This window comes from Dietzia sp. Cai40, assembly GCF_014145165.1.
Lineage (GTDB): Bacteria > Actinomycetota > Actinomycetes > Mycobacteriales > Mycobacteriaceae > Dietzia > Dietzia natronolimnaea.
On record NZ_JAALEB010000489.1, the window covers coordinates 1 to 3,115 of the forward strand.

The 3,115-nt window shown below is 71.1% G+C and carries 4 protein-coding genes; all 4 read left to right on the forward strand.

Going from position 1 to position 3,115, the window contains the following annotated elements; translation table 11 throughout:
* Nucleotides 1–504, forward strand: a 504-nt coding sequence (locus G6022_RS16255; RefSeq protein WP_182692030.1) for a TetR/AcrR family transcriptional regulator, incomplete at its 5' end; no start/stop codon positions are given.
* A complete protein-coding gene (locus tag G6022_RS16260; protein ID WP_182639254.1) occupies nucleotides 501–1,271 on the forward strand; it encodes a maleylpyruvate isomerase family mycothiol-dependent enzyme in 771 nt (256 codons plus the stop codon). The genes G6022_RS16255 and G6022_RS16260, both read left to right, overlap by 4 nt.
* A 130-nt stretch (nucleotides 1,272–1,401) precedes the next feature.
* Nucleotides 1,402–2,604 (forward strand): MBL fold metallo-hydrolase, encoded by a 1,203-nt coding sequence (locus G6022_RS16265; RefSeq protein WP_182610202.1) that lies wholly within the window; start codon nucleotides 1,402–1,404, stop codon nucleotides 2,602–2,604.
* 41 nt (nucleotides 2,605–2,645) lie between these two features.
* Nucleotides 2,646–3,050 carry a four-helix bundle copper-binding protein gene (locus G6022_RS16270; RefSeq protein WP_182617378.1) on the forward strand — a complete coding sequence of 135 codons (405 nt, stop codon included), beginning with the start codon at nucleotides 2,646–2,648 and terminating at the stop codon, nucleotides 3,048–3,050.
* The last annotated feature ends 65 nt before the right edge of the window (nucleotides 3,051–3,115 follow it).

Sequence of the window (3,115 nt, forward strand, 5' to 3'; positions counted from 1 at the left end):
CGCGTCGGCATGAAGGCGCCGTCGCTGTACTCCCACGTGGACTCCAAGAACGCCATCTACGACGCCATGTTCGCCCAGGCCTGGACCGAGTGCCTCGACATCATGCTGGCCCTGGACGAGGGACGCCCGTCCGATGCCCGGGGGACGGTCCGGATGTACGCGCGGGCATACTTCGACTTCTGCGTGAGCGACCTCGCCCGGTTCCAGCTGATGAACCAGCGCACCATCCCCGGCTTCGAACCCAGCCCCGAGGCCTACGCGCCCGCGGTGCTCGTGCTCGACGGTCTGCGTCAGCGGTTCGCAGCCATCGGGATCACTGACCGGGAGGACATCGACCTCTACGTGGCGGTGGTGGGCGGCATGGCGGACGCCCAACTCGCCAACGACCCCGGCGGCGATCGCTGGGCCCGCCTGTTCGACCGCGCGGTCGACATGTACCTGCACGACGTCGGCATCCCGACCGACGTCCCGGTCACCACCACACAGGAAGGCACACCGCCATGACCACGACAACCGGGCAACACCGCTCGAAGAACGACCCGCGACCGCCCCGGCTGGACCGCGACACCGCCGCGCGCCTGGCCGAGACCGAGTACGAGCGGGTGGCCGACATGCTCGACCGCCTCACCCCCGAGCAGTGGGGCACCCGGACCGACTGCACCGAGTGGGACGTGCGCGCGATGGCCGGGCACATGCTCGGCATGATCCAGATGCTCGCCAGCTGGCCGGAGATGGTCCGCCAGCAGGTCGCGTCCGGCAGGCGCGCCAAGCGCGAGGGCTGCCCCGCGATCGACGCGATGACCGCGCTGCAGGTGGAGAAGAACGCCGGCCTGTCGACGGACGAACTCATCGCCCAGGTGCGCCGACTGGCCCCCAGGGCGGCCAGGAACAGGCGGCGCGCGCCGGGCGTGATGAGGAAGCAGGCCATGGAGGACAACGGCGAGTGGTGGTCCATGGGCTACCTCTTCGACGTGATCCTCACCCGCGATCCGTTCATGCACCGCATCGACATCGCCTCCGCGACGGGAGCCACCATGACGGCGACCGCGGAACACGAGGGGGTGATCGTCGACGACGTGGTGACCGAGTGGGCCGGTCGGCACGGCCAGGCGTACGACCTGGAGCTCACCGGCCCGGCGGGCGGGCGCTGGCAGCACGGCGGGCACTCGGGCGCGGGCGAGAACCTCACCATGGACGCGTTCGAGTTCTGCCGAGCACTCAGCGGCCGGGCCCCGGCGGAGGGACTGCTCCGGACCCAGGTCCCGTTCTGACCCGGATCGTGAATGTGCTTTTATCCGACCGAGTGTGAGGTAGATTGCATTTTGGGCACAACGCGCTGGTAGCGCGCACTTCTCCGGCTCGTCGCCGCCTCTGACCCGACCCCGGAAGAAGGACGCCGCCATGCCCCCGTCAGAACCCCTCCCCCCGCCTCCGCCCACCGCCCGCCTCAGCCGCCGCTCGCTCCTCTCCGCCTTCGGCGGGGCGGTCGCGGCGACCGGAATCGTGGGCTTCGGCAGCGGCTCCGCCGGAGCCCAGAGCCTCACGGGTTCCCTGGGCTCCGGCTCCCTCGGGTCGTCCGGCGGCACCCCGCCGGACGGCATCCCCTCGGCGCAGCGTGAACCACTCGAGCTGCTGCTCCTGGGGACACTCGCCGGCCCGATGGTGGAGAGGACGCGGGTGGGGATCGCGTCGGTCCTCGTGGTCAACGGGGCCGCCTACGTGATCGACTGCGGCCGGTCCGCGGTTACGCAGTACGGGCTCACGGGCCTGGAACTGGCGGCGATCAGCGACATCTTCCTCACCCACCTGCACGCCGACCACATCGCGGACTACTACAACTTCGCGCTCATCGGTGGGGTGGTCGCCAACGCCGCCGGGGACAAACTCGTGGCCCCCGTCGGCGTCCACGGCCCGGGGTCCGCGGGCGGACTGCGACCGCCCAACGTCGACTACCCGGACTTCCCGGTGGTCGCCCCCCAGAGCCCGACCCCGGGCACCGCGGAGATGACGCAGCGGCTGGACGAGGCCTACGCCTACACGTCGAACATCTTCCTCCGGGACAACGGCCCCACCGGTGGACCGCCCGACCCGCGCACGCTGTTCGACGTCCACGAGATCGTGATCCCGGACGTCGGCGCCAGCTACACCAACACCTCCCCGGCGATGGACCCGTTCCTCGTCATGGAGGACCAGAACGTCCGGGTCACCGCCACCCTCGTCCCGCACGGGCCGGTCTTCCCCGCGTTCGCCTTCCGCTTCGACACCGCGCACGGGTCGGTGACGTTCTCCGGGGACACCAGCCTCAGCGAGAACCTGGACCGGTTGGCGCTCGGCACCGACACCCTCGTGCACGAGGCGATCAACGTGCGCGGCGGCAATCTGCCGCCGGCCATGATCGAGCACAACCTGGAGTCCCACGTCGAGGTCCAGGTGGTGGGGCAGGTCGCCGAGCGCGCCGGCGCCGAGCGACTGGTCCTCACGCACCTCGGCGACTACTCCGGCGTCGTGGACGTGCGCCAGTGGCACGACTGGGCCCAGGAGGGCTACGGCGGGGACGTGATCGTGGGCCACGACCTGCAGCGGATCGTCCTGGCCACCCGATGACCCCCGCCTCGCCCTCACCAGAACGAGTCCCAGGAGGAACCATGAGCACCATCGACATGATCACGTCCCACCCCCACCCGACCGGCGGTCTGCCCGTCGAGTTGCTGGCGGAGGCGATCGACGCCGCGTCCGCGTGCGCGCGCATCTGCACCGCCTGCGCGGACGCGTGCCTGGCCGAGGAGTCGGTCGCGGAGATGCGCGACTGCATCCGCACCGATCTCGACTGCGCGGACGTGTGCGCGGCCACCGCGTCGGTATTGAGTCGCCGGACCGGGACGATCTCGGAGGCGGTCAAGGAGTTGCTCAGCGCGTGCCGCGTCGCGTGCGCGACGTGCGCTGACGACTGCGGGGCCCACGCGGACATGCACGCCCACTGCGCGATCTGCGCCGAGGCCTGCCGCCGCTGCGAGACGGCGTGCGCGGAGTTGCTCAGCGCGATCGGGTGATCAGGGCCACCGGGCGGTCCGGGGGATCGTGAAGCTGAAGCGCGCGCCGTGCCCGGGGCCGTCGC